Here is a 20,183-nt window from a genome sequence, read left to right as displayed (position 1 = left end):
AACCTCTTGCCTAAAGGGGATTAGCCTTGTTTTTTAACGAGTGCTTCGACGATGTTCGACGGAGCTTCGGCGTATTTGGAGAATTCCATGGAGTAGCTTGCGCGACCCTGAGACATGGAACGAACGTCGGTTGCGTAACCGAACATCTCTCCGAGCGGTACTTCAGCACGGACGACACGGCCAGAGACCGACTCATCCATACCCTGGACCAGACCACGACGACGGTTCAGGTCACCCATCACGTCACCCAGGTAGTCTTCCGGGGTTACAACTTCGACCTTCATGATCGGCTCGAGAACCACGCCACCGCCCTTCTGGGCCAGTTGCTTGGTCGCCATCGAAGCGGCGATCTTGAACGCCATTTCGTTGGAGTCGACGTCGTGGTACGAACCGTCGAATACCGCGGCCTTCAGGCCGATCAGAGGATAACCGGCAACAACGCCGTTTTTCATCTGTTCTTCGATACCCTTCTGGATCGCAGGGATGTATTCCTTAGGAATCACACCACCAACGACTTCGTTGGAGAACACCAGACCTTCGGTGATGTTGCCCTTGTCGTCCACGTCTGGCTCGGAGAAACGAACCCAGCAGTGACCGAACTGACCACGACCACCCGACTGACGAACGAACTTGCCTTCGATCTCGACGTTGGATTTGGTGATCTTCTCGCGGTACGAAACCTGCGGCTTGCCGATGTTGGCTTCGACGTTGAACTCGCGCTTCATGCGGTCAACGAGAATGTCCAGGTGCAGCTCACCCATACCGGAGATGATGGTCTGACCGGTTTCTTCATCAGTCTTGACGCGGAACGACGGGTCTTCCTGAGCCAGCTTGCCCAGTGCGATGCCCATCTTCTCCTGGTCGGCCTTGGTTTTCGGCTCGACGGACAGGGAGATTACAGGCTCCGGGAAGTCCATACGCTCAAGGATGATTGGCTTGTCGGCGTTGCACAGGGTTTCACCCGTAGTCACGTCCTTCATGCCGATCAGGGCCGCGATGTCACCAGCGCGTACTTCCTTGATCTCTTCACGCTGGTTGGCGTGCATTTGCACCATACGACCAACGCGCTCTTTCTTGCCCTTGACCGAGTTGATCACGGAGTCGCCGGAGCTCAGAACGCCCGAGTAGACGCGAACGAAGGTCAGAGTACCTACGAACGGGTCGGTCGCGATCTTGAACGCCAGTGCCGAGAACGGCTCGTCATCATCAGCATGACGCTCGTCCTTGCGAACGGCCGGGTCGTCTTTTGCCAGATCCTTGTCGTCCGGGTTGATACCCTGGATAGCAGGAATCTCGGTCGGAGCAGGCAGGAAGTCGATGACGGCATCCAGAACCAGGGGAACACCCTTGTTCTTGAACGACGAACCGCAGACAGCCGGAACGATCTCGCTGGCCAGGGTGCGCGCACGCAGGCCTGCCTTGATCTCTTCGACAGACAGCTCACCTTCTTCAAGGTACTTGTTCATCAGCTCTTCGTTGGCTTCGGCGGCGGCTTCAACCATGTTGTTGCGCCATTCGTTAGCCAGCTCGACCATATCCGCAGGAATTTCTTCCTCACGGTAGGTAGTGCCCTTGTCATCTTCGTTCCAGTAGATAGCCTTCATCTTGATCAGGTCAACCTGACCCTGGAAGTTATCTTCCGAACCGATGGCCAGCTGAACAGGAACTGGGGTGTGACCCAGACGGTTCTTGATCTGACCTACGACGCGCAGGAAGTTAGCACCAGCACGGTCCATCTTGTTCACGTAAACAACACGTGGAACGCCGTACTTGTTGGCCTGACGCCATACGGTTTCGGACTGCGGCTCAACGCCGGAGGTGCCGCAGAACACAACGACCGCGCCGTCGAGTACACGCAGCGAACGCTCTACTTCAATGGTGAAGTCAACGTGGCCAGGGGTATCGATAACGTTTACGCGGTAGTTGTCATACTGACCACGGGAACCTTTCCAGAAGGTGGTAACGGCAGCGGAGGTAATGGTGATACCCCGCTCCTGCTCCTGCACCATCCAGTCGGTGGTCGCGGCGCCGTCATGCACCTCGCCCATTTTGTGGCTCAGACCTGTGTAGAACAGGATCCGCTCGGTAGTGGTGGTCTTGCCCGCGTCAACGTGGGCACAGATACCAATGTTACGGTAGCGGTTAATTGCTGTAGTACGAGCCATAAAGCCCTCGCAAAAAGATTGATGCTTGAATTAGAAGCGGTAGTGCGAGAACGCTTTGTTGGCTTCAGCCATACGGTGAACGTCTTCACGCTTCTTGACTGCAGCACCCTTGCCTTCGGCAGCATCCAGCAGTTCGCCGGCCAGACGCAGAGCCATCGACTTCTCGCCGCGCTTGCGGGCGTAGTCTACGAGCCAGCGCATTGCCAGAGCGTTACGACGGGATGGACGAACTTCAACCGGGACCTGGTAAGTGGCACCGCCGACACGACGGGACTTTACTTCGACCAGCGGAGCGATGGCGTCGAGAGCTTTCTCGAAGATTTCCAGGGGGTCGCTGTTCTTGCGTGCTTTGACGGTATCCAGGGCACCGTAAACGATGCGCTCGGCTACGGCCTTCTTGCCGCTTTCCATCACGTGGTTCATGAACTTGGCGAGAATCTGGGATCCGTACTTCGGATCGTCAAGGATCTCACGTTTTGCTGCTACACGACGTCTTGGCATGATAAGCCCTCAAACGGTCTTCAGGTTAGCCCGGGACCAGGTCATTCGACCCACGCCCGACCTTACTCTTATCGACTCAAAAAAATGGATGTCTGCAAACGACCGATTACTTCGGACGCTTGGTACCGTACTTCGAACGACCCTGGTTACGGCCTTTGACGCCCGAAGTATCCAGAGAGCCGCGAACGGTGTGGTAACGAACACCTGGCAAGTCTTTTACACGGCCGCCACGAATCAGGACGACGCTGTGCTCTTGCAGGTTGTGGCCTTCACCACCGATGTACGAGGAAACCTCGAAACCGTTGGTCAGACGCACACGGCATACTTTACGCAGTGCCGAGTTAGGTTTTTTCGGCGTGGTGGTGTACACACGGGTGCACACGCCACGACGCTGCGGGCAGTTCTGCAGCGCAGGAACGTCGGACTTCTCGACCGAACGCTTACGCGGCTGACGTACCAGCTGGTTGATAGTTGCCATCTACTAGCTCCACTGATTGTCTTGCGACTCTATTGTCTTGCAAGAAAGCCAAAAATTGGCGAGACGGAGCCTCACCAAATTTAAGGGTACAAAAGTCTAAAGAGGATCTTGCACCCAGTCAAGACGAGGCCCCGGCCCTCCCCGCCCGATCATCGGCAACATTTCATGTCACCGATGATCGCCCGAGGCTTGCCGGGGCCTTGCCCTGTACTTAGTTACCGCTGGAATTCAGCGCTTCGGTCAGTGCAGCTTCCACTTCACTGGCGCTTACACGCAGCGGTTTGTCGGCATCACGGCGACGCTTACGCTCGCTGTGGTAGGCCAGACCAGTACCGGCCGGGATCAGACGACCCACGACCACGTTCTCTTTCAGGCCGCGCAGGTAGTCGCGCTTGCCGGTTACAGCCGCTTCGGTCAGTACGCGGGTGGTTTCCTGGAAGGAAGCCGCGGAGATGAACGACTCGGTGGACAGCGAGGCCTTGGTGATACCCAGCAGCACACGGGTGAACTTGGAGATGAACTTATCCTCGCCAGCGAGACGCTCGTTCTCTACCAGCACCTGAGTCAGTTCCATCTGGTCGCCCTTGATGAAGCTGGAATCGCCCGACTCGGAGATCTCGACCTTGCGCAGCATCTGACGCAGGATGGTCTCGATGTGCTTGTCGTTGATCTTCACGCCTTGCAGACGGTAAACGTCCTGGATCTCGTTGACGATGTACTTCGCCAGCGCGCTCACACCCAGCAGACGCAGGATGTCATGCGGATCGCTTGGGCCGTCGGAGATAACTTCGCCGCGGTTTACCTGCTCACCTTCGAAGACGTTCAGGTGGCGCCACTTTGGAATCAGCTCTTCGTACGGATCGCTACCGTCGGTCGGAGTGATCACCAGGCGACGCTTGCCCTTGGTCTCTTTACCGAATGCGATGGTGCCGCTGACTTCAGCCAGAATCGAGGCTTCTTTCGGACGACGCGCTTCGAACAGGTCGGCAACGCGCGGCAGACCACCGGTGATGTCACGGGTCTTCGACGTCTCTTGCGGGATACGCGCGATAACGTCACCAACACCGATCTGCGCACCGTCAGCCACACCGACAAGGGCGTTGGCCGGCAGGAAGTACTGGGCAGGTACGTCTGTACCTGGCAGGTACAGGTCCTTGCCAGCGGCATCGACCATCTTGATTGCCGGACGGATTTCCTTGCCTGCGGCAGGGCGATCCTTGACGTCCAGCACCTCAATGTTGGTCAAGCCGGTCAGTTCGTCGGTCTGACGCTTGATGGTGATGTTTTCTTCCATGCCCACGAAGGTCACGGTACCTTTCAGCTCGGTAACGATCGGGTGGGTGTGCGGGTCCCACTTGGCGACGATCGCGCCAGCTTCGACCTTTTCACCTTCCTTGACCGAAATCACCGCACCGTAAGGCAGCTTGTAGCGCTCACGCTCACGACCGAACTCGTCGGCAATCGCCAACTCACCGGAACGCGATACGGCAACCAGGTTACCGTCGGCACGCTCAACCTGCTTCAGGTTGTGCAGACGCACCATACCGCCATTCTTCACCTGGACGCTGTCGGCAGCCGAGGTACGGCTTGCAGCACCACCGATGTGGAACGTACGCATGGTCAGCTGGGTACCTGGCTCACCGATCGACTGTGCAGCGATAACGCCGACAGCTTCACCGATGTTCACCTGGTGACCGCGAGCCAGGTCACGACCGTAGCACTTGGCGCAGATGCCGTAGCGGGTTTCGCAGTTGATCGGCGAACGCACGATCACTTCGTCGATGCTGTTCAGCTCGATGAACTCAACCCACTGCTCGTCGACCAAGGTACCGGCCGGAACGATAACGTCCTCGGTGCCTGGCTTGAACACGTCACGGGCGATGACACGACCCAATACACGCTCACCCAGCGGCTCTACAACGTCGCCGCCTTCGATGTGTGGAGTCATCACCAGGCCCTGATCGGTGCCGCAGTCGATCTCGGTCACAACCAGATCCTGGGCAACGTCCACCAGACGACGAGTCAGGTAACCGGAGTTAGCGGTTTTCAGTGCGGTATCCGCCAGACCCTTACGAGCACCGTGAGTCGAGATGAAGTACTGAAGTACGCTCAGACCTTCACGGAAGTTCGCGGTGATCGGCGTCTCGATGATGGAGCCGTCCGGCTTGGCCATCAGACCACGCATACCAGCCAGCTGACGGATCTGGGCTGCGGAACCCCGCGCACCCGAGTCAGCCATCATGTACATCGAGTTGAAGGACTCTTGCTCGACTTCCTTGCCTTCGCGGTCGATGACCTTCTCTTTCGAGAGGTTGGCCATCATCGCCTTGGACACTTCGTCGTTCGCCTTCGACCACAAGTCGATGACCTTGTTGTACTTCTCGCCCTGGGTTACCAGGCCGGAGGCGTACTGGCTCTCGATTTCCTTCACTTCGTCGGTAGCGTTACCGATGATGCGGGCTTTCTCGTCCGGGATAACGAAGTCGTTAACACCGATGGAAACGCCGGAAATGGTCGAGTAAGCGAAACCGGTGTACATCAGCTGGTCGGCGAAGATAACGGTCTCTTTCAGACCAACCACGCGGTAGCACTGGTTGATCAGCTTGGAGATCGCCTTTTTCTTCATCGGCTGGTTGACCACGTCGTACGGCAGACCTGCTGGCACAACCTGGAACAGCAGCGCACGGCCGACGGTGGTGTCGACAATACGGGTGTTCTTGACCACCGAACCATCACGCTCTTTCACGGTTTCGTTGATACGAACCTTGATTTTCGCGTGCAGCGCGGCTTCGCCGGCGCGGAATACGCGGTCGACTTCCTGCAGGTCGGCGAACACGCGACCTTCGCCCTTGGCGTTGATGGCTTCACGGGTCATGTAGTACAGACCCAGTACAACGTCCTGCGACGGTACGATGATTGGCTCACCGTTGGCTGGCGACAGGATGTTGTTGGTCGACATCATCAACGCACGCGCTTCGAGCTGGGCTTCCAGGGTCAGCGGCACGTGAACGGCCATCTGGTCACCGTCGAAGTCGGCGTTGTACGCAGCACAGACCAGCGGGTGCAGCTGGATAGCTTTACCTTCGATCAGTACCGGTTCAAACGCCTGAATCCCCAGACGGTGAAGGGTCGGTGCACGGTTGAGCAGTACGGGGTGTTCGCGAATTACTTCGGCGAGAACGTCCCACACCTCTGGCAGCTCGCGCTCGACCATCTTCTTGGCAGCCTTGATGGTGGTCGCCAGACCACGCATTTCCAGCTTGCCGAAAATGAACGGCTTGAACAGCTCGAGGGCCATCTTCTTCGGCAGACCGCACTGGTGCAGACGCAGGGTCGGACCTACGGTAATTACCGAACGGCCGGAGTAGTCAACACGCTTACCGAGCAAGTTCTGACGGAAGCGACCTTGCTTACCTTTGATCATGTCGGCCAGGGACTTCAGCGGACGCTTGTTCGAGCCAGTGATGGCGCGACCACGACGGCCGTTGTCCAGCAGGGCGTCGACCGCCTCCTGCAGCATGCGCTTTTCGTTGCGCACGATGATGTCAGGCGCGGACAGATCCAGCAGGCGCTTCAGACGGTTGTTACGGTTGATCACCCGACGATACAGGTCGTTCAGGTCGGAAGTCGCGAAACGGCCCCCATCCAGCGGCACCAGCGGACGCAGGTCCGGCGGCAGCACTGGCAGAACGGTCAGGACCATCCACTCAGGCAGGTTGCCCGAGCCCTGGAAAGCCTCCATCAGCTTCAGGCGCTTGGAAAGCTTCTTGATCTTGGTTTCCGAGTTGGTCTGCGGAATCTCTTCGCGCAGGCGGCCGATCTCGTGCTCCAGATCGATAGCGTGCAGCAGCTCGCGAACAGCCTCGGCACCCATACGGGCATCGAAGTCGTCACCGAACTCTTCCAGCGCTTCGAAGTACTGCTCGTCGTTCAGCAACTGCCCCTTTTCCAGGGTGGTCATGCCCGGATCGATAACGACATAGCTCTCGAAGTAGAGCACACGTTCGATATCACGCAGGGTCATGTCCATCAGCAGGCCGATACGGGACGGCAGCGACTTCAGGAACCAGATGTGGGCAACCGGCGAGGCCAGTTCGATGTGCGCCATGCGCTCACGACGAACCTTGGCCAGGGCGACTTCAACGCCGCACTTCTCGCAGATCACACCGCGGTGCTTGAGGCGCTTGTACTTGCCGCACAGGCACTCGTAGTCCTTGACTGGGCCAAAGATCTTGGCGCAGAACAGGCCGTCACGCTCAGGTTTGAACGTACGGTAGTTAATGGTTTCCGGCTTCTTAACTTCACCGAACGACCACGAACGGATCATTTCAGGCGACGCCAGACCGATGCGGATGGCGTCGAACTCTTCGACTTGACCCTGGTTTTTCAGCAAATTCAGTAGGTCTTTCAAGGCCTTTCCTCCTGGCGGAGCAGGGAGCGGGCATTACCTGCCCCACTCCCCTTCGCGTCACGTGTTATTCGGTTTCCAGATCGATATCGATACCGAGCGAACGGATCTCTTTGATCAACACGTTGAAGGACTCGGGCATGCCCGGCTCCATACGGTGATCGCCATCCACGATGTTCTTGTACATCTTGGTACGGCCGTTCACGTCGTCCGACTTCACTGTGAGCATTTCTTGCAGGGTGTATGCCGCGCCGTATGCTTCCAGCGCCCACACTTCCATCTCCCCGAAACGCTGACCACCGAACTGCGCCTTACCACCCAGCGGCTGCTGGGTAACCAGGCTGTAGGAACCAGTGGAACGCGCGTGCATCTTGTCGTCCACCAAGTGGTTCAGCTTGAGCATGTACATGTAACCAACGGTCACAGGACGCTCGAACTTGTTGCCGGTACGGCCATCGAACAGCACCATCTGGCCGCTCTCTGGCAGGTCGGCCAGCTTCAGCATGGCCTTGATCTCGCGCTCCTTGGCACCATCGAAGACCGGGGTAGCCATAGGCACGCCTTTCTTCAGGTTGTTAGCCAGGGCCAGGATTTCTTCGTCGGTGAACTCGTCGAGGTTTTCCTGACGACCGCCGATCTCGTTGTAGACCTCGGTCAGGAACACGCGCAGTTCAGCGGCTTTGCGCTGCTCTTCGAGCATGCGGTCGATCTTCTCGCCCAGGCCCTTGGCCGCGAGGCCCAGGTGGGTTTCAAGGATCTGACCAACGTTCATACGCGAAGGTACACCCAGCGGGTTCAGTACGACGTCAACCGGAGTACCGTTGGCATCGTGCGGCATGTCTTCAACCGGCATGATGACCGAGACAACACCCTTGTTACCGTGACGACCGGCCATCTTGTCACCCGGCTGGATGCGGCGGCGGATTGCCAGGTAAACCTTGACGATCTTCAGTACGCCCGGTGCCAGGTCATCGCCCTGCTGCAGCTTGCGCTTCTTGTCTTCGAACTTGTCGTCCAGCAGACGGCGACGGTCGACGATGTACTGCTGAGCCTTTTCCAACTGCTCGTTCAGTGCATCTTCAGCCATGCGCAGTTTGAACCACTGGCCGTGCTCCAGACCGTCCAGCACTTCGTCAGTGATCACGGTGCCTTTCTTCAGGCCCGCACCACCGTCAACTACCTGGCCGTTCAGAGCCGAACGCAGACGCTCGAAGGTTGCACCTTCGACAATGCGGAACTCTTCGTTGAGGTCCTTGCGGATCTCGTCGAGTTGCATCTTCTCGATGGCCAGTGCACGGCTATCGCGCTCCACGCCATCACGGGTGAAGACCTGTACGTCGATGACAGTACCCTTGGTGCCGGTTGGCACACGCAGGGAGGTGTCCTTAACGTCGCTGGCCTTCTCACCGAAGATTGCGCGCAGCAGCTTTTCTTCCGGAGTCAGCTGGGTTTCGCCTTTTGGCGTGACCTTGCCGACCAGGATGTCGCCAGCGCCAACTTCAGCACCTACGTAAACGATACCGGCTTCGTCCAGCTTGTTCAGTGCAGCTTCACCCACGTTCGGGATGTCCGCAGTGATTTCCTCTGGGCCAAGCTTGGTGTCACGCGCCACACAGGTCAGTTCCTGAATGTGGATGGTGGTGAAGCGATCTTCCTGAACAACACGTTCGGACAGGCAGATGGAGTCTTCGAAGTTGAAGCCGTTCCACGCCATGAACGCGATGCGCATGTTCTGACCCAGAGCCAGCTCACCCATGTCGGTGGACGGGCCGTCGGCCATGATGTCACCACGCTGAACCTTGTCACCTTTGCTCACCAGCGGACGCTGGTTGATGCAGGTGTTCTGGTTCGAACGGGTGTACTTGGTCAGGTTGTAGATATCCACACCCGCTTCGCCAGTTTCCACTTCGTCGTCGGCAACGCGAACAACGATACGGCTGGCGTCGACCGAGTCGATCACACCACCGCGGCGAGCAACCACGCAGACACCGGAGTCACGCGCAACGTTGCGCTCCATGCCGGTACCTACCAGCGGCTTGTCGGCACGCAGGGTCGGTACAGCCTGACGCTGCATGTTCGAACCCATCAACGCACGGTTGGCGTCGTCGTGCTCGAGGAACGGAATCAGCGACGCTGCAACGGAAACAACCTGCTTCGGCGAAACGTCCATCAGGGTGACGTCTTCCGGCGCCTTGACAGTGAATTCGTTCAGGTGACGAACTGCTACCAGTTCATCGATCAGTTGCTTCTTATCGTTCATCGCGGCCGAAGCCTGTGCGATGACGTGATCTGCCTCTTCGATTGCCGACAGGAACACGATGTCGTCGCTGACAACGCCTTCCTTTACAACACGGTACGGGCTTTCCAGGAAGCCGTACTGGTTGGTACGGGCATAGGCCGCCAGGGAGTTGATCAGACCGATGTTCGGACCTTCAGGAGTCTCGATCGGGCACACACGGCCATAGTGGGTCGGGTGTACGTCACGAACTTCGAAGCCGGCACGCTCACGGGTCAGACCGCCAGGGCCGAGTGCGGAGACGCGACGCTTGTGGGTAATCTCCGAGAGAGGGTTGTTCTGGTCCATGAACTGGGACAGCTGGCTGGAACCGAAGAACTCTTTCACCGCCGCCGCTACCGGCTTGGCGTTGATCAGATCTTGCGGCATCAGGCCTTCGCTTTCCGCCATCGACAGGCGTTCCTTGACCGCGCGCTCGACACGCACCAGGCCAACACGGAACTGGTTCTCGGCCATCTCGCCGACGCAACGTACGCGACGGTTACCCAGGTGGTCGATGTCGTCGACGATGCCTTTACCGTTACGGATATCGACCAGGGTCTTCAGAACCTCGACGATGTCTTCCTTGCTCAGCACGCCCGAACCCTCGATCTCGGTACGACCGATACGACGGTTGAACTTCATGCGGCCGACGGCGGACAGATCGTAACGCTCGGCGCTGAAGAACAGGTTGTTGAACAGGGTCTCGGCTGCATCCTTGGTTGGCGGCTCGCCTGGACGCATCATCCGATAGATTTCGACCAGCGCTTCCAGTTGGTTGCTGGTGGTATCGATCTTCAGGGTGTCAGAGATGAACGGACCGCAATCGATGTCGTTGGTGTACAGGGTCTCGATACGGACAACCTGCGCCTTGGCGACCTTGATCAGCAGCTCGGTGGTCATCTCGGTGTTGCATTCGGCGAGAATTTCGCCGGTAGCCGGATGCACGATTGCCTTGGCGGTAGTGCGACCCAGGACGTATTCCATTGGTACGTCCAGCTGCTTGACGCCGGCCTTCTCGAGCTGATTGATGTGGCGCGCGGTAATACGGCGGCCTTGCTCGACGATGACTTTGCCGGTTTCGTCATGGATGTCCATGACTGCAACTTCACCACGCAGACGCTGCGGCACCAGTTCCAGGCTGAGTTTTTCGCCGGAAATGTGGAACACGTTGGTGGTGTAGAAGGTATTCAGCACTTCTTCAGTGCTGTAACCCAGCGCGCGCAGCAGCACCGAGGCCGGCAGTTTGCGGCGACGGTCGATACGCACGAACACGCAGTCCTTCGGGTCGAACTCGAAGTCCAGCCAGGAACCGCGGTAAGGGATGATGCGAGCGGAGTACAGCAGCTTGCCCGAGCTGTGGGTCTTGCCACGGTCGTGGTCGAAGAACACACCAGGCGAACGGTGCAGCTGGGAAACGATCACACGCTCGGTACCGTTGATAACGAAGGTACCGTTCTCAGTCATCAGGGGAATTTCACCCATGTAGACTTCTTGCTCTTTGATGTCCTTGATCGCTTTGTTCGACGATTCCTTGTCGAAGATGATCAGGCGCACCTTGACCCGCAGTGGGACCGCGAAGGTCACGCCACGCAGGACACATTCCTTCACATCGAAGGCGGGTTCGCCCAGGCGATAGCCTACGTACTCCAGGGCAGCATTGCCGGAGTAGCTGATGATCGGGAATACCGATTTGAAGGCCGCGTGCAGGCCGACGTCGCGGAAGTGATCCTTGGATGCTCCCGCTTGCAGGAATTCGCGATACGAATCCAGCTGGATGGCCAGGAGGTAAGGCACATCCATGACGTCCGGCAACTTGCTAAAGTCCTTGCGGATACGTTTTTTCTCAGTGTATGAGTAAGCCATCAGCGTTCCCCAGCTTGGTCACCTGCTTGTTTGGCTTCTCCCGGCGGGAGCAGCCAGAAAATCGTGCAAACCCCTTGGTTTGCGCCACCCACATGGGTGTCTTGCAGCTCGTTATCGGGACCGGCCTAACCGGCCACCAATAACGGAAAAAGGCCGGTGGCATAAGCCACCAGCCATCAGCCTTTCGCTCAACGCTCAGGCTGGCATCGCAAGGTCGAGATTACTTCAGCTCGACTTTAGCGCCTGCTTCTTCCAGCTTCTTCTTAGCGTCTTCAGCGGCTTCTTTCGAAACGCCTTCAGCTACAACCTGAGGAGCGCCGTCGACTTTCTCTTTGGCTTCTTTCAGGCCCAGACCGGTCAGTTCGCGAACGGCTTTGATCACGTTCACTTTCTTGTCGCCGGCTTCAACCAGAACAACGTTGAACTCGGTCTGCTCTTCAACAACGGCAGCAGCAGCAGCTGGGCCAGCAGCGGCAACAGCAGCGGTAACGCCGAAGGTTTCTTCCATTGCTTTGATCAGCTCAACAACTTCCAGAACGGTTTTCTGGCCGATTGCTTCGATGATTTGTTCGTTAGTCAGAGACATGACTTAAATCCTGTATTGGGGTGACAGCCTACGCAGCCATCAAATTAAACGTATGATTTTGAAAGAATTCGCGTGCCTTAGGCAGCGGTAGCTTCTTTCTGGTCGCGAATGGCTGCCAGAGTACGAGCCAGCTTGCTGGTGGCGCCTTGAATAACGCTCATCAGTTTTGCGATAGCTTCGTCGCGGGTCGGCAGGGTAGCCAACACGTCGATCTGGTTCGCTGCAATGAAATTGCCGTCAAACGCAGCTGCCTTGATCTCGAACTTGTCCTGACCCTTGGCGAACTCTTTGAACAGACGAGCAGCAGCGCCCGGGTGTTCGTTGGAGAAAGCAATCAGGGTCGGGCCTTTGAACGCGTCGTTGAGGATCGAAAATTCGGTGCCTTCAACAGCGCGCTTGAGCAGGGTGTTACGCACTACACGTACGTATACGCCAGCTTCGCGGGCCTCTTTACGGAGTCCGGTCATTGCGCTTACAGTCACACCACGGGCATCAGCCACGACAGCGGACAGAGCGACTTTGGCAGCCTCGTTGACTTCAGCGACGATGGCCTTCTTGTCTTCGAGTTTAATTGCCACGGGTTTACTCCTGGTTTTTACCGTTTCATCTGGCCGAAGCCGGATGTCGTTTTGGTGTCTGATTCGGTAACGAATCGGGAGCACCATCTGCGTGGGCTGATATTTTAAGGCTTACGCCGCCTACGGTCTTGGATAGCCCCCGCCAGGCAGGGACCCCAATTTTTGCTGGCGGCGCGACTGGTCGCGCCGCCATGTTCTTACACGTTCAGCGAGCTCTGATCGATGACCAGACCTGGGCCCATGGTGGTGCTCAGGGTAACGCGCTTAACGTAGATACCTTTCGAGGAAGCCGGCTTGATACGCTTCAGATCAGCGATCAGGGCTTCAACGTTTTCCTTCAGCTTGTCAGCTTCAAAGCCGATCTTGCCAACGGAGGTGTGGATAATACCGTTTTTGTCGGTACGGTAGCGAACCTGACCAGCCTTGGCGTTTTTCACGGCAGTGGCTACGTCTGGGGTCACGGTACCAACTTTCGGGTTAGGCATCAGGCCGCGAGGACCCAGCACCTGACCCAGCTGACCTACAACGCGCATGGCATCAGGCGATGCGATAACGACGTCATAGTTCAGGTCGCCGCCTTTCATTTCGGCAGCCAGATCGTCCATACCTACGCGATCAGCGCCGGCAGCCAGAGCAGCTTCAGCAGCTGGACCCTGGGTGAAGACAGCAACGCGAACGGTCTTGCCAGTGCCGTGTGGCAGCACGGTAGCGCTACGTACGACCTGGTCGGATTTACGCGGGTCAACACCGAGGTTAACGGCGATGTCGTAGGATTCGACGAACTTGGCAGCGGGCAGCGAGGCCAGCAGAGTTGCCGCTTCTTCGAAGTTGTAGGCCTTGCCTGCTTCGATTTTCTCGGCGATTGCCTTTTGGCGTTTGGTCAGCTTAGCCATTACACACCCTCCACGTTCAGGCCCATGCTGCGGGCAGAGCCAGCGATGGTGCGTACAGCAGCGTCCAGGTCAGCGGCAGTCAGATCAGCCTGTTTAGCTTTGGCGATGTCTTCCAGCTGAGCACGGGTAACGGTACCGACTTTAACGGTGTTCGGGCGAGCCGAACCACTGGTCAGGCCAGCAGCTTTCTTCAACAGAACCGAGGCAGGGGTGCTCTTGGTCTCGAAGGTGAAGCTACGGTCGCTGTAGACAGTGATGATCACTGGAGTCGGCAGGCCGGCTTCTTGACCCTGGGTACGGGCGTTGAAGGCCTTGCAGAATTCCATGATGTTCACACCATGTTGACCCAGCGCTGGACCAACGGGTGGGCTTGGGTTGGCCTGGCCGGCCTTAACTTGCAGCTTGATGTAAGCCTGAATCTTCTTAGCCATGAGCTACTCCAAAATCGGGTACGAACGCCTGATGGCTCCCCGGATGACTTGCGTTTTATCCCAGTGACGACAAAACCCCGCAGCACACAGGGCTGCGGGGTATGGGATGCTTCGTCCGCCTAGACCTTCTCGACCTGGCTGAACTCGAGCTCTACCGGAGTAGAGCGACCGAAAATGAGCACAGCAACCTGCAGGCGGCTCTTTTCGTAGTTAACCTCTTCGACACTACCATTGAAGTCAGCGAACGGACCATCAATGACTCGAACCACTTCACCCGGCTCGAACAGTGTCTTGGGCTTCGGCTTATCGCTACCGTCGGCAACGCGACGCAGGATGGCCTCAGCTTCTTTATCTGTAATCGGCGCAGGCTTGTCAGCAGTACCGCCAATAAAGCCCATCACGCGAGGAGTGTCCTTGACCAAGTGCCAAGTCCCTTCGTTCATTTCCATCTGGACCAATACATAGCCAGGGAAGAACTTACGCTCACTCTTGCGCTTCTGGCCGTTGCGCATTTCGACGACTTCTTCGGTCGGAACCAAGATCTCGCCGAAACCGTCTTCCATGCCAGCCAGCTTGACGCGCTCGATCAGAGAGCGCATTACATGCTTCTCGTAACCCGAGTAAGCATGCACAACATACCAACGCTTAGCCACGGGACACCTTTAGCCAACGATCAAGGAGACCGCCCAGCCGAGCAGGGAATCGAGCCCCCACAGCAGCAGTGCCATAACCAGCACGACAGCCACGACAATCAGCGTGGTCTGGGTGGTTTCCTGGCGGGTCGGCCACACGACTTTACGAATCTCGGTACGAGCTTCCTTCGCCAGCGCAAAGAACGACTTGCCCTTCGCAGTCTGCAGAGCTACAAAGCCCGCGACAGCAGCCAGAACGAGAAGTGCAAGAACGCGGTACAGGATTGGAGAGGCGGAGTAATATTGATTACCCACAACACCAACAACCACCAAAGCCACTACAGCCAGCCACTTGAACAGATCAAAACGCGATTCTTGGGCTTCAGTTTTGGGGGTCATCGAGGAGGATCCTGTAAGAAGAAAGCCATCACACCGAGGTGAAATGGCAGGTCAGGAGGGAATCGAACCCCCAACCTACGGTTTTGGAGACCGTCGCTCTGCCAATTGAGCTACTGACCTGTAACGCTGTATCAGGCCGGCTATTATACCGGCCTGATCAAGTAAATCAACTACTTATTCAATAATTTTTGCTACGACACCGGCGCCGACGGTACGACCGCCTTCACGGATAGCGAAGCGCAGACCGTCTTCCATTGCGATGGTCTTGATCAGGGTAACAGTCATCTGAATGTTGTCACCTGGCATTACCATTTCAACGCCTTCCGGCAGCTCGCAGTTACCGGTCACGTCAGTGGTACGGAAGTAGAACTGTGGACGGTAGCCTTTGAAGAACGGAGTGTGACGGCCGCCCTCTTCCTTCGACAGAACGTAGACTTCTGCGGTGAACTTGGTGTGCGGCTTGACCGAACCTGGCTTGACCAGAACCTGGCCACGCTCAACGTCGTCACGCTTGGTACCACGCAGCAGAACGCCGCAGTTCTCGCCAGCACGACCTTCGTCCAGCAGCTTGCGGAACATCTCAACACCGGTGCAGGTGGTGGTGGTGGTGTCACGCAGACCAACGATTTCCAGCGGATCCTGAACGCGGACGATACCACGCTCGATACGACCGGTAACAACGGTACCACGACCCGAGATCGAGAACACGTCTTCGATCGGCATCAGGAACGGCTGGTCGATGGCACGAACTGGCTCAGGAATGTAGCTGTCCAGAGTTTCTACCAGCTTCTTGACAGCGGTAGTACCCATTTCGTTGTCGTCTTTGCCTTCCAGCGCCATACGAGCCGAACCGATGATGATCGGAGTGTCGTCGCCTGGGAAGTCATAGGTGGACAGCAGGTCGCGAACTTCCATCTCGACCAGTTCCAGCAGCTCAGCGTCGTCTACCAGGTCAGCCTTGTTCAGGAAGACCACGATGTACGGAACGCCTACCTGACGGGACAGCAGGATGTGCTCACGGGTTTGTGGCATCGGACCATCGGCGGCCGAGCAAACCAGGATCGCGCCGTCCATCTGGGCAGCACCGGTGATCATGTTCTTCACGTAGTCAGCGTGACCTGGGCAGTCAACGTGAGCGTAGTGACGAATGGTCGAGTTGTACTCAACGTGAGCGGTGTTGATGGTGATACCGCGCGCTTTTTCTTCCGGAGCCGAGTCGATCTTGTCGAACTCAACGATTGCCGAACCGAAAACTTCGGAGCAAACGCGAGTCAGAGCTGCGGTCAGAGTGGTCTTACCGTGGTCAACGTGGCCGATAGTGCCGACGTTAACGTGGGGAAGGGAACGATCAAACTTTTCCTTAGCCATCGATACAATCCTCCGCAGAAGAAATAGTCTTGCGCTGATAAAACAAAGGCAGATATTTTCATATCTGCCTTGTTTATATGGAGCTCTTGAGCGGACTTGAACCGCTGACCTCACCCTTACCAAGGGTGTGCTCTACCAACTGAGCTACAAGAGCGAAACACTTTGTGCAAAATCCGGCAAACTTGGAGCGGGTAGCGGGAATCGAACCCGCATCATCAGCTTGGAAGGCTGAGGTTCTACCACTAAACTATACCCGCGGAGCTTACGGCTCTCGCTAAAACTGGTGGAGGGAGAAGGATTCGAACCTTCGAAGCTCTCGCAACGGATTTACAGTCCGTCCCCTTTGACCGCTCGGGAATCCCTCCAGATGTGGCCGGCATTCTATTTGTCTGCCGTCCTAGTGTCAAGCGTTTTTTCAAATTTTTTCAATCAAATCTGAAACTTAGCTGCTTTGACACCGCTTCCAGCTCTACCACCTGAGTGGTGTTCCCTGTGAAGCGGGCGCCATTCTATCAAGCTATTCGCCAGTTGCAATACCCTGGCAGAAAATAATTTTATGTTTTAAGTCTTTGAAATCATTAGAAAGAGCCAGAAGCACCGTTTGATCCAGCAAACGCTCGCTTTCCGGAGCAACCTTGAGCCAGCGACCATCCACCCCAGGCAGCTGTCCTGCCACCGGCAAGGTGGCAATATCCAGACTCAGCAGGCGCTGACGCAGCGCATCCAACTGCTCCCGTCCCATCACACCCCCAACTACCAGGCACTCATCACGACGCTTGGGTGGTGCGGACACACCTGTTTCACGCAACAGACGGATTTCTTGCTGATTCCCCTTGTACAGCGACAACGGGGCGACTTCCTTGACCTTCAGCGGGGCTTCCTGCTGATGCCATACGTAATAAAAGACGTTGAGCACCAGTAACAGCAGAAACAACCAGCGCATAGGCACCTCAATCCAATGGGCAGGCCATTGCCAGGCCAACGAAAACCAGATCAGGCACGACACGCGCCTGTGGCAGGGCCTCCCTCACCAGCGGCGCATCACCGCCAGTGAGGAACACGGTAAATTCCTCACCCCATAGCACACGAGCCTGCTCAAGCTGGGTGGAGGCAAAGCCCTGGAGCATCAATACGCAACCGCGCTCTACCGCTTCGACAGTAGAGCGACCGGGTGACAAGCTGGCCAATGCGCGCTCCGCGGAGGCATCGTCATAGCGGATACGCCGGGTGTGAGTACGCAGTTGGCTACGCATCAATGGCATACCCGGGCAGATGTAACCTCCCAGATGCTCGCCGTCCGCGGACACATAGTCCGCTTTTGCCGCAGTACCCAGGTCAATCACAAGGCACGCGCCCTTGGCCAGGTGAAATGCACCCAGCGCTGCCAGCCAACGATCCATACCCAGACGCTGATAGTCGTCATAGCCATTGCGCACACCGGCCATTTCACGGACAGGGTGAGCAACTCGCGCCTGCACGGCAAATGCCTCAGCGATCACCGCGCAAAGCGCATCGGTTTCTTCTTCGCTGCGCACACTGACAATACGACAACCCGTAAGGTGAACTGAAGCAAGCGCAGCCACTTCGGCCACTAGCGCCTGGTCGGAATCGACGATCCCGCCACCTTCAATCACAGCATCGGCGACATGGATCACACGCCACTTTATGAAGCTGTTACCGCAATCGAGCTCAAGAATCATCACGCAACCTCAAACTGAGCTCACCACCACTGAAGCTCTTTTCCATCCCGTCCACCTCAAGGCGCAAACCACCCTGCCCGTCGACGCCAAGAACCACACCATCAATACGTGTAGTACCAGCAACCAGCGATACATTGCGGCCCTGCCACAAGTGCGCCTGCTCCCACTCCTCCTGGAATGCAGCAAAGCCGTAGCGGCGATGGCGCGCCAATTCGTGCTGCAACTGCTGGCTGAGCAGCGCTACCAAGTGATTACGATCTATGGCTGCCCCTACCTCACGCAGCATAGAGGTCCACTGCTGATCGACCTGCTCGTTTACCTGCATGTTTACATTGATACCAATGCCTAGCACTACATGACACACATCTGCAGGATCGCCCACCAATTCCAGGAGAATCCCGGTGATCTTATGCCCACGAACCAACACATCGTTAGGCCATTTAAGCCCGACATCCTTTACCCCGAACGCCTGCAAGGTGCGCATTACGGCCAACCCCACTACCAGGCTCAACCCCTCAAGCTGACGCATGCCGCCATCGACACGCAGCACCAGACTGTAATAGAGATTTTCTGCAAATGGGCTGACCCACTGCCGGCCGCGCCGACCTCGCCCGGCGCTCTGGCGCTCGGCCAGAACCAGGAATGGAGCCGCCTGCCCTTCACTGGCAAGGCGCAAGCCTTCGGCGTTGGTGGAATCGATGGTTTCGTGGATGAACATCGGCCACTGTTCACCTGCGGCAAACCCAGCGATTGCCTGCGCCTCAAGCAAAGCCAGTGGCGCGGCCAACTGGTAACCGCGCCCACGAACCTTGTGAATGGTGAGGTTCAGCTCACTTTCCAGATGCTGCAGCTGCTTCCAAACTGCGCTGCGACTCACCCCTAGGGCTGCCCCCAGAGCTTCTCCGGAATGGAACCGACCATCCTTGAGGAGATTCAACAACTTCAGCATGCCAGTCTCAACTTGGAATTAGGCAGGCATGATAGCCATGGGCTGTTGGCTTGCATAGGAAAAGGGCCTGCAGGATGGGCCGCGCATCGTAATCACATAGAGAGATACTGCCAGGCCCGGAATTTTCGGCCCACAAAGACAAAACCCCTACCTGCATGCGCAGATAGGGGTTTTGCGAAATGAATCTTGACGATGACCTACTCTCACATGGGGAAACCCCACACTACCATCGGCGATGCATCGTTTCACTACTGAGTTCGGGATGGGATCAGGTGGTTCCAATGCTCTATGGTCGTCAAGAAATTCTGTAGCCAGAATGTCCAGATGGACAGCCCAGCGAATCCGGATATGTAATATTTGTGGTCTTACGAATTTTCGGGTCTTTCGTCTTCACCACCGCAATCTGCGTCAGCAAATTGCTTGGGTGTTATATGGTCAAGCCTCACGGGCAATTAGTATTGGTTAGCTCAACGCCTCACAGCGCTTACACACCCAACCTATCAACGTCGTAGTCTTCGACGGCCCTTTAGGGGATTCAAGATCCCAGTGAGATCTCATCTTGAGGCAAGTTTCCCGCTTAGATGCTTTCAGCGGTTATCTCTTCCGAACATAGCTACCCGGCAATGCCACTGGCGTGACAACCGGAACACCAGAGGTTCGTCCACTCCGGTCCTCTCGTACTAGGAGCAGCCCCTCTCAAATCTCAAACGTCCACGGCAGATAGGGACCGAACTGTCTCACGACGTTCTAAACCCAGCTCGCGTACCACTTTAAATGGCGAACAGCCATACCCTTGGGACCGGCTTCAGCCCCAGGATGTGATGAGCCGACATCGAGGTGCCAAACACCGCCGTCGATATGAACTCTTGGGCGGTATCAGCCTGTTATCCCCGGAGTACCTTTTATCCGTTGAGCGATGGCCCTTCCATACAGAACCACCGGATCACTAAGACC

Annotated in this window: 15 protein-coding genes, 4 tRNA genes and 2 rRNA genes (1 of these 21 running past the window's edge); all 21 read right to left on the bottom strand. The window is 56.9% G+C overall.

Features of this window, described 5'->3' with window-relative positions; all coding sequences use genetic code 11:
* Positions 1-20 precede the first annotated feature (20 nt).
* The gene (gene fusA / locus ACE4QZ_RS04440) at positions 21-2,165 is read right to left on the bottom strand and encodes an elongation factor G (protein ID WP_021784865.1); all 2,145 of its coding nucleotides are present in this window, start codon (positions 2,163-2,165) and stop codon (positions 21-23) included.
* Positions 2,166-2,195: 30 nt separating this feature from the next.
* On the bottom strand, positions 2,196-2,666 hold the full coding sequence (rpsG, locus tag ACE4QZ_RS04435) for a 30S ribosomal protein S7 (protein WP_003246741.1): 471 nt from the start codon (positions 2,664-2,666) through the stop codon (positions 2,196-2,198).
* A 106-nt stretch (positions 2,667-2,772) separates the two neighbouring features.
* Complete coding sequence (gene rpsL / locus ACE4QZ_RS04430; RefSeq protein WP_003255492.1) at positions 2,773-3,144, bottom strand: 30S ribosomal protein S12; 372 nt, start codon at positions 3,142-3,144, stop codon at positions 2,773-2,775.
* Positions 3,145-3,355: 211 nt separating this feature from the next.
* Entirely contained in the window at positions 3,356-7,555 is a 4,200-nt protein-coding gene (rpoC, locus tag ACE4QZ_RS04425) for a DNA-directed RNA polymerase subunit beta' (protein WP_021784866.1), read from the bottom strand.
* 64 nt (positions 7,556-7,619) lie between these two features.
* Complete coding sequence (gene rpoB / locus ACE4QZ_RS04420) at positions 7,620-11,693, bottom strand: DNA-directed RNA polymerase subunit beta (protein ID WP_003255495.1); 4,074 nt, start codon at positions 11,691-11,693, stop codon at positions 7,620-7,622.
* A 220-nt stretch (positions 11,694-11,913) separates the two neighbouring features.
* Entirely contained in the window at positions 11,914-12,279 is a 366-nt protein-coding gene (gene rplL, locus ACE4QZ_RS04415; RefSeq protein ID WP_003255496.1) for a 50S ribosomal protein L7/L12, read from the bottom strand.
* A 77-nt stretch (positions 12,280-12,356) separates the two neighbouring features.
* Positions 12,357-12,857: a 50S ribosomal protein L10 gene (rplJ, locus tag ACE4QZ_RS04410; protein WP_016715872.1), complete on the bottom strand. Its 501-nt coding sequence runs from the start codon at positions 12,855-12,857 to the stop codon at positions 12,357-12,359.
* Between the two features lie 197 nt (positions 12,858-13,054).
* A complete protein-coding gene (gene rplA, locus ACE4QZ_RS04405) occupies positions 13,055-13,750 on the bottom strand; it encodes a 50S ribosomal protein L1 (RefSeq protein WP_003255499.1) in 696 nt (231 codons plus the stop codon).
* Positions 13,750-14,181 carry a 50S ribosomal protein L11 gene (gene rplK / locus ACE4QZ_RS04400; protein ID WP_003255500.1) on the bottom strand — a complete coding sequence of 144 codons (432 nt, stop codon included), beginning with the start codon at positions 14,179-14,181 and terminating at the stop codon, positions 13,750-13,752. The genes rplA and rplK overlap by 1 nt, the downstream gene beginning before the upstream one ends.
* 119 nt (positions 14,182-14,300) lie before the next feature.
* Complete coding sequence (nusG, locus tag ACE4QZ_RS04395) at positions 14,301-14,834, bottom strand: transcription termination/antitermination protein NusG (protein WP_003255501.1); 534 nt, start codon at positions 14,832-14,834, stop codon at positions 14,301-14,303.
* Positions 14,835-14,843: 9 nt separating this feature from the next.
* Positions 14,844-15,212 carry a preprotein translocase subunit SecE gene (gene secE, locus ACE4QZ_RS04390; protein ID WP_003257081.1) on the bottom strand — a complete coding sequence of 123 codons (369 nt, stop codon included), beginning with the start codon at positions 15,210-15,212 and terminating at the stop codon, positions 14,844-14,846.
* A gap of 44 nt (positions 15,213-15,256) precedes the next feature.
* Positions 15,257-15,332: transfer RNA gene (locus tag ACE4QZ_RS04385), tRNA-Trp, on the bottom strand.
* Between the two features lie 54 nt (positions 15,333-15,386).
* The gene (gene tuf, locus ACE4QZ_RS04380) at positions 15,387-16,580 is read right to left on the bottom strand and encodes an elongation factor Tu (protein WP_003255489.1); all 1,194 of its coding nucleotides are present in this window, start codon (positions 16,578-16,580) and stop codon (positions 15,387-15,389) included.
* A 78-nt stretch (positions 16,581-16,658) separates the two neighbouring features.
* Positions 16,659-16,734: transfer RNA gene (locus ACE4QZ_RS04375), tRNA-Thr, on the bottom strand.
* A 29-nt stretch (positions 16,735-16,763) separates the two neighbouring features.
* Positions 16,764-16,837: transfer RNA gene (locus ACE4QZ_RS04370), tRNA-Gly, on the bottom strand.
* Positions 16,838-16,861: 24 nt separating this feature from the next.
* Positions 16,862-16,945 (bottom strand) — tRNA-Tyr (locus ACE4QZ_RS04365).
* A gap of 152 nt (positions 16,946-17,097) precedes the next feature.
* Positions 17,098-17,523, bottom strand: a complete 426-nt coding sequence (locus ACE4QZ_RS04360) for a hypothetical protein (protein WP_021785334.1) — start codon at positions 17,521-17,523, stop codon at positions 17,098-17,100.
* 7 nt (positions 17,524-17,530) lie between these two features.
* On the bottom strand, positions 17,531-18,280 hold the full coding sequence (locus ACE4QZ_RS04355) for a pantothenate kinase (RefSeq protein ID WP_021785335.1): 750 nt from the start codon (positions 18,278-18,280) through the stop codon (positions 17,531-17,533).
* Positions 18,270-19,229, bottom strand: coding sequence for a bifunctional biotin--[acetyl-CoA-carboxylase] ligase/biotin operon repressor BirA (gene birA, locus ACE4QZ_RS04350; RefSeq protein WP_103443397.1), 960 nt, complete (start codon positions 19,227-19,229; stop codon positions 18,270-18,272). The genes ACE4QZ_RS04355 and birA overlap by 11 nt, the downstream gene beginning before the upstream one ends.
* 184 nt (positions 19,230-19,413) lie before the next feature.
* Positions 19,414-19,529, bottom strand: a 5S ribosomal RNA gene (gene rrf, locus ACE4QZ_RS04345).
* A gap of 131 nt (positions 19,530-19,660) precedes the next feature.
* Positions 19,661-20,183 (bottom strand): 23S ribosomal RNA (locus ACE4QZ_RS04340); it runs 2,370 nt beyond the window's last position.

This window comes from Pseudomonas sp. DCA-1 (genome assembly GCF_046523955.1).
GTDB classification, from domain to species: domain Bacteria; phylum Pseudomonadota; class Gammaproteobacteria; order Pseudomonadales; family Pseudomonadaceae; genus Aquipseudomonas; species Aquipseudomonas putida_Y.
Note: the sequence above shows the minus strand (reverse complement) of the source record. Positions and strands in the feature narration are given on the sequence as shown.

Excerpts from the sequence above, each read along its gene's own strand:
- fusA (WP_021784865.1), bottom strand. The coding sequence starts at position 2,165 with ATGGCTCGTACTACAGCAATTAACCGCTACCGTAACATTGGTATCTGT.
- rpsG (WP_003246741.1), bottom strand. The coding sequence starts at position 2,666 with ATGCCAAGACGTCGTGTAGCAGCAAAACGTGAGATCCTTGACGATCCG.
- rpsL (WP_003255492.1), bottom strand. The coding sequence starts at position 3,144 with ATGGCAACTATCAACCAGCTGGTACGTCAGCCGCGTAAGCGTTCGGTC.
- rpoB (WP_003255495.1), bottom strand. The coding sequence starts at position 11,693 with ATGGCTTACTCATACACTGAGAAAAAACGTATCCGCAAGGACTTTAGC.
- rplL (WP_003255496.1), bottom strand. The coding sequence starts at position 12,279 with ATGTCTCTGACTAACGAACAAATCATCGAAGCAATCGGCCAGAAAACC.
- rplA (WP_003255499.1), bottom strand. The coding sequence starts at position 13,750 with ATGGCTAAGCTGACCAAACGCCAAAAGGCAATCGCCGAGAAAATCGAA.
- rplK (WP_003255500.1), bottom strand. The coding sequence starts at position 14,181 with ATGGCTAAGAAGATTCAGGCTTACATCAAGCTGCAAGTTAAGGCCGGC.
- secE (WP_003257081.1), bottom strand. The coding sequence starts at position 15,212 with ATGACCCCCAAAACTGAAGCCCAAGAATCGCGTTTTGATCTGTTCAAG.
- tuf (WP_003255489.1), bottom strand. The coding sequence starts at position 16,580 with ATGGCTAAGGAAAAGTTTGATCGTTCCCTTCCCCACGTTAACGTCGGC.
- ACE4QZ_RS04360 (WP_021785334.1), bottom strand. The coding sequence starts at position 17,523 with ATGCGCTGGTTGTTTCTGCTGTTACTGGTGCTCAACGTCTTTTATTAC.
- ACE4QZ_RS04355 (WP_021785335.1), bottom strand. The coding sequence starts at position 18,280 with ATGATTCTTGAGCTCGATTGCGGTAACAGCTTCATAAAGTGGCGTGTG.
- birA (WP_103443397.1), bottom strand. The coding sequence starts at position 19,229 with ATGCTGAAGTTGTTGAATCTCCTCAAGGATGGTCGGTTCCATTCCGGA.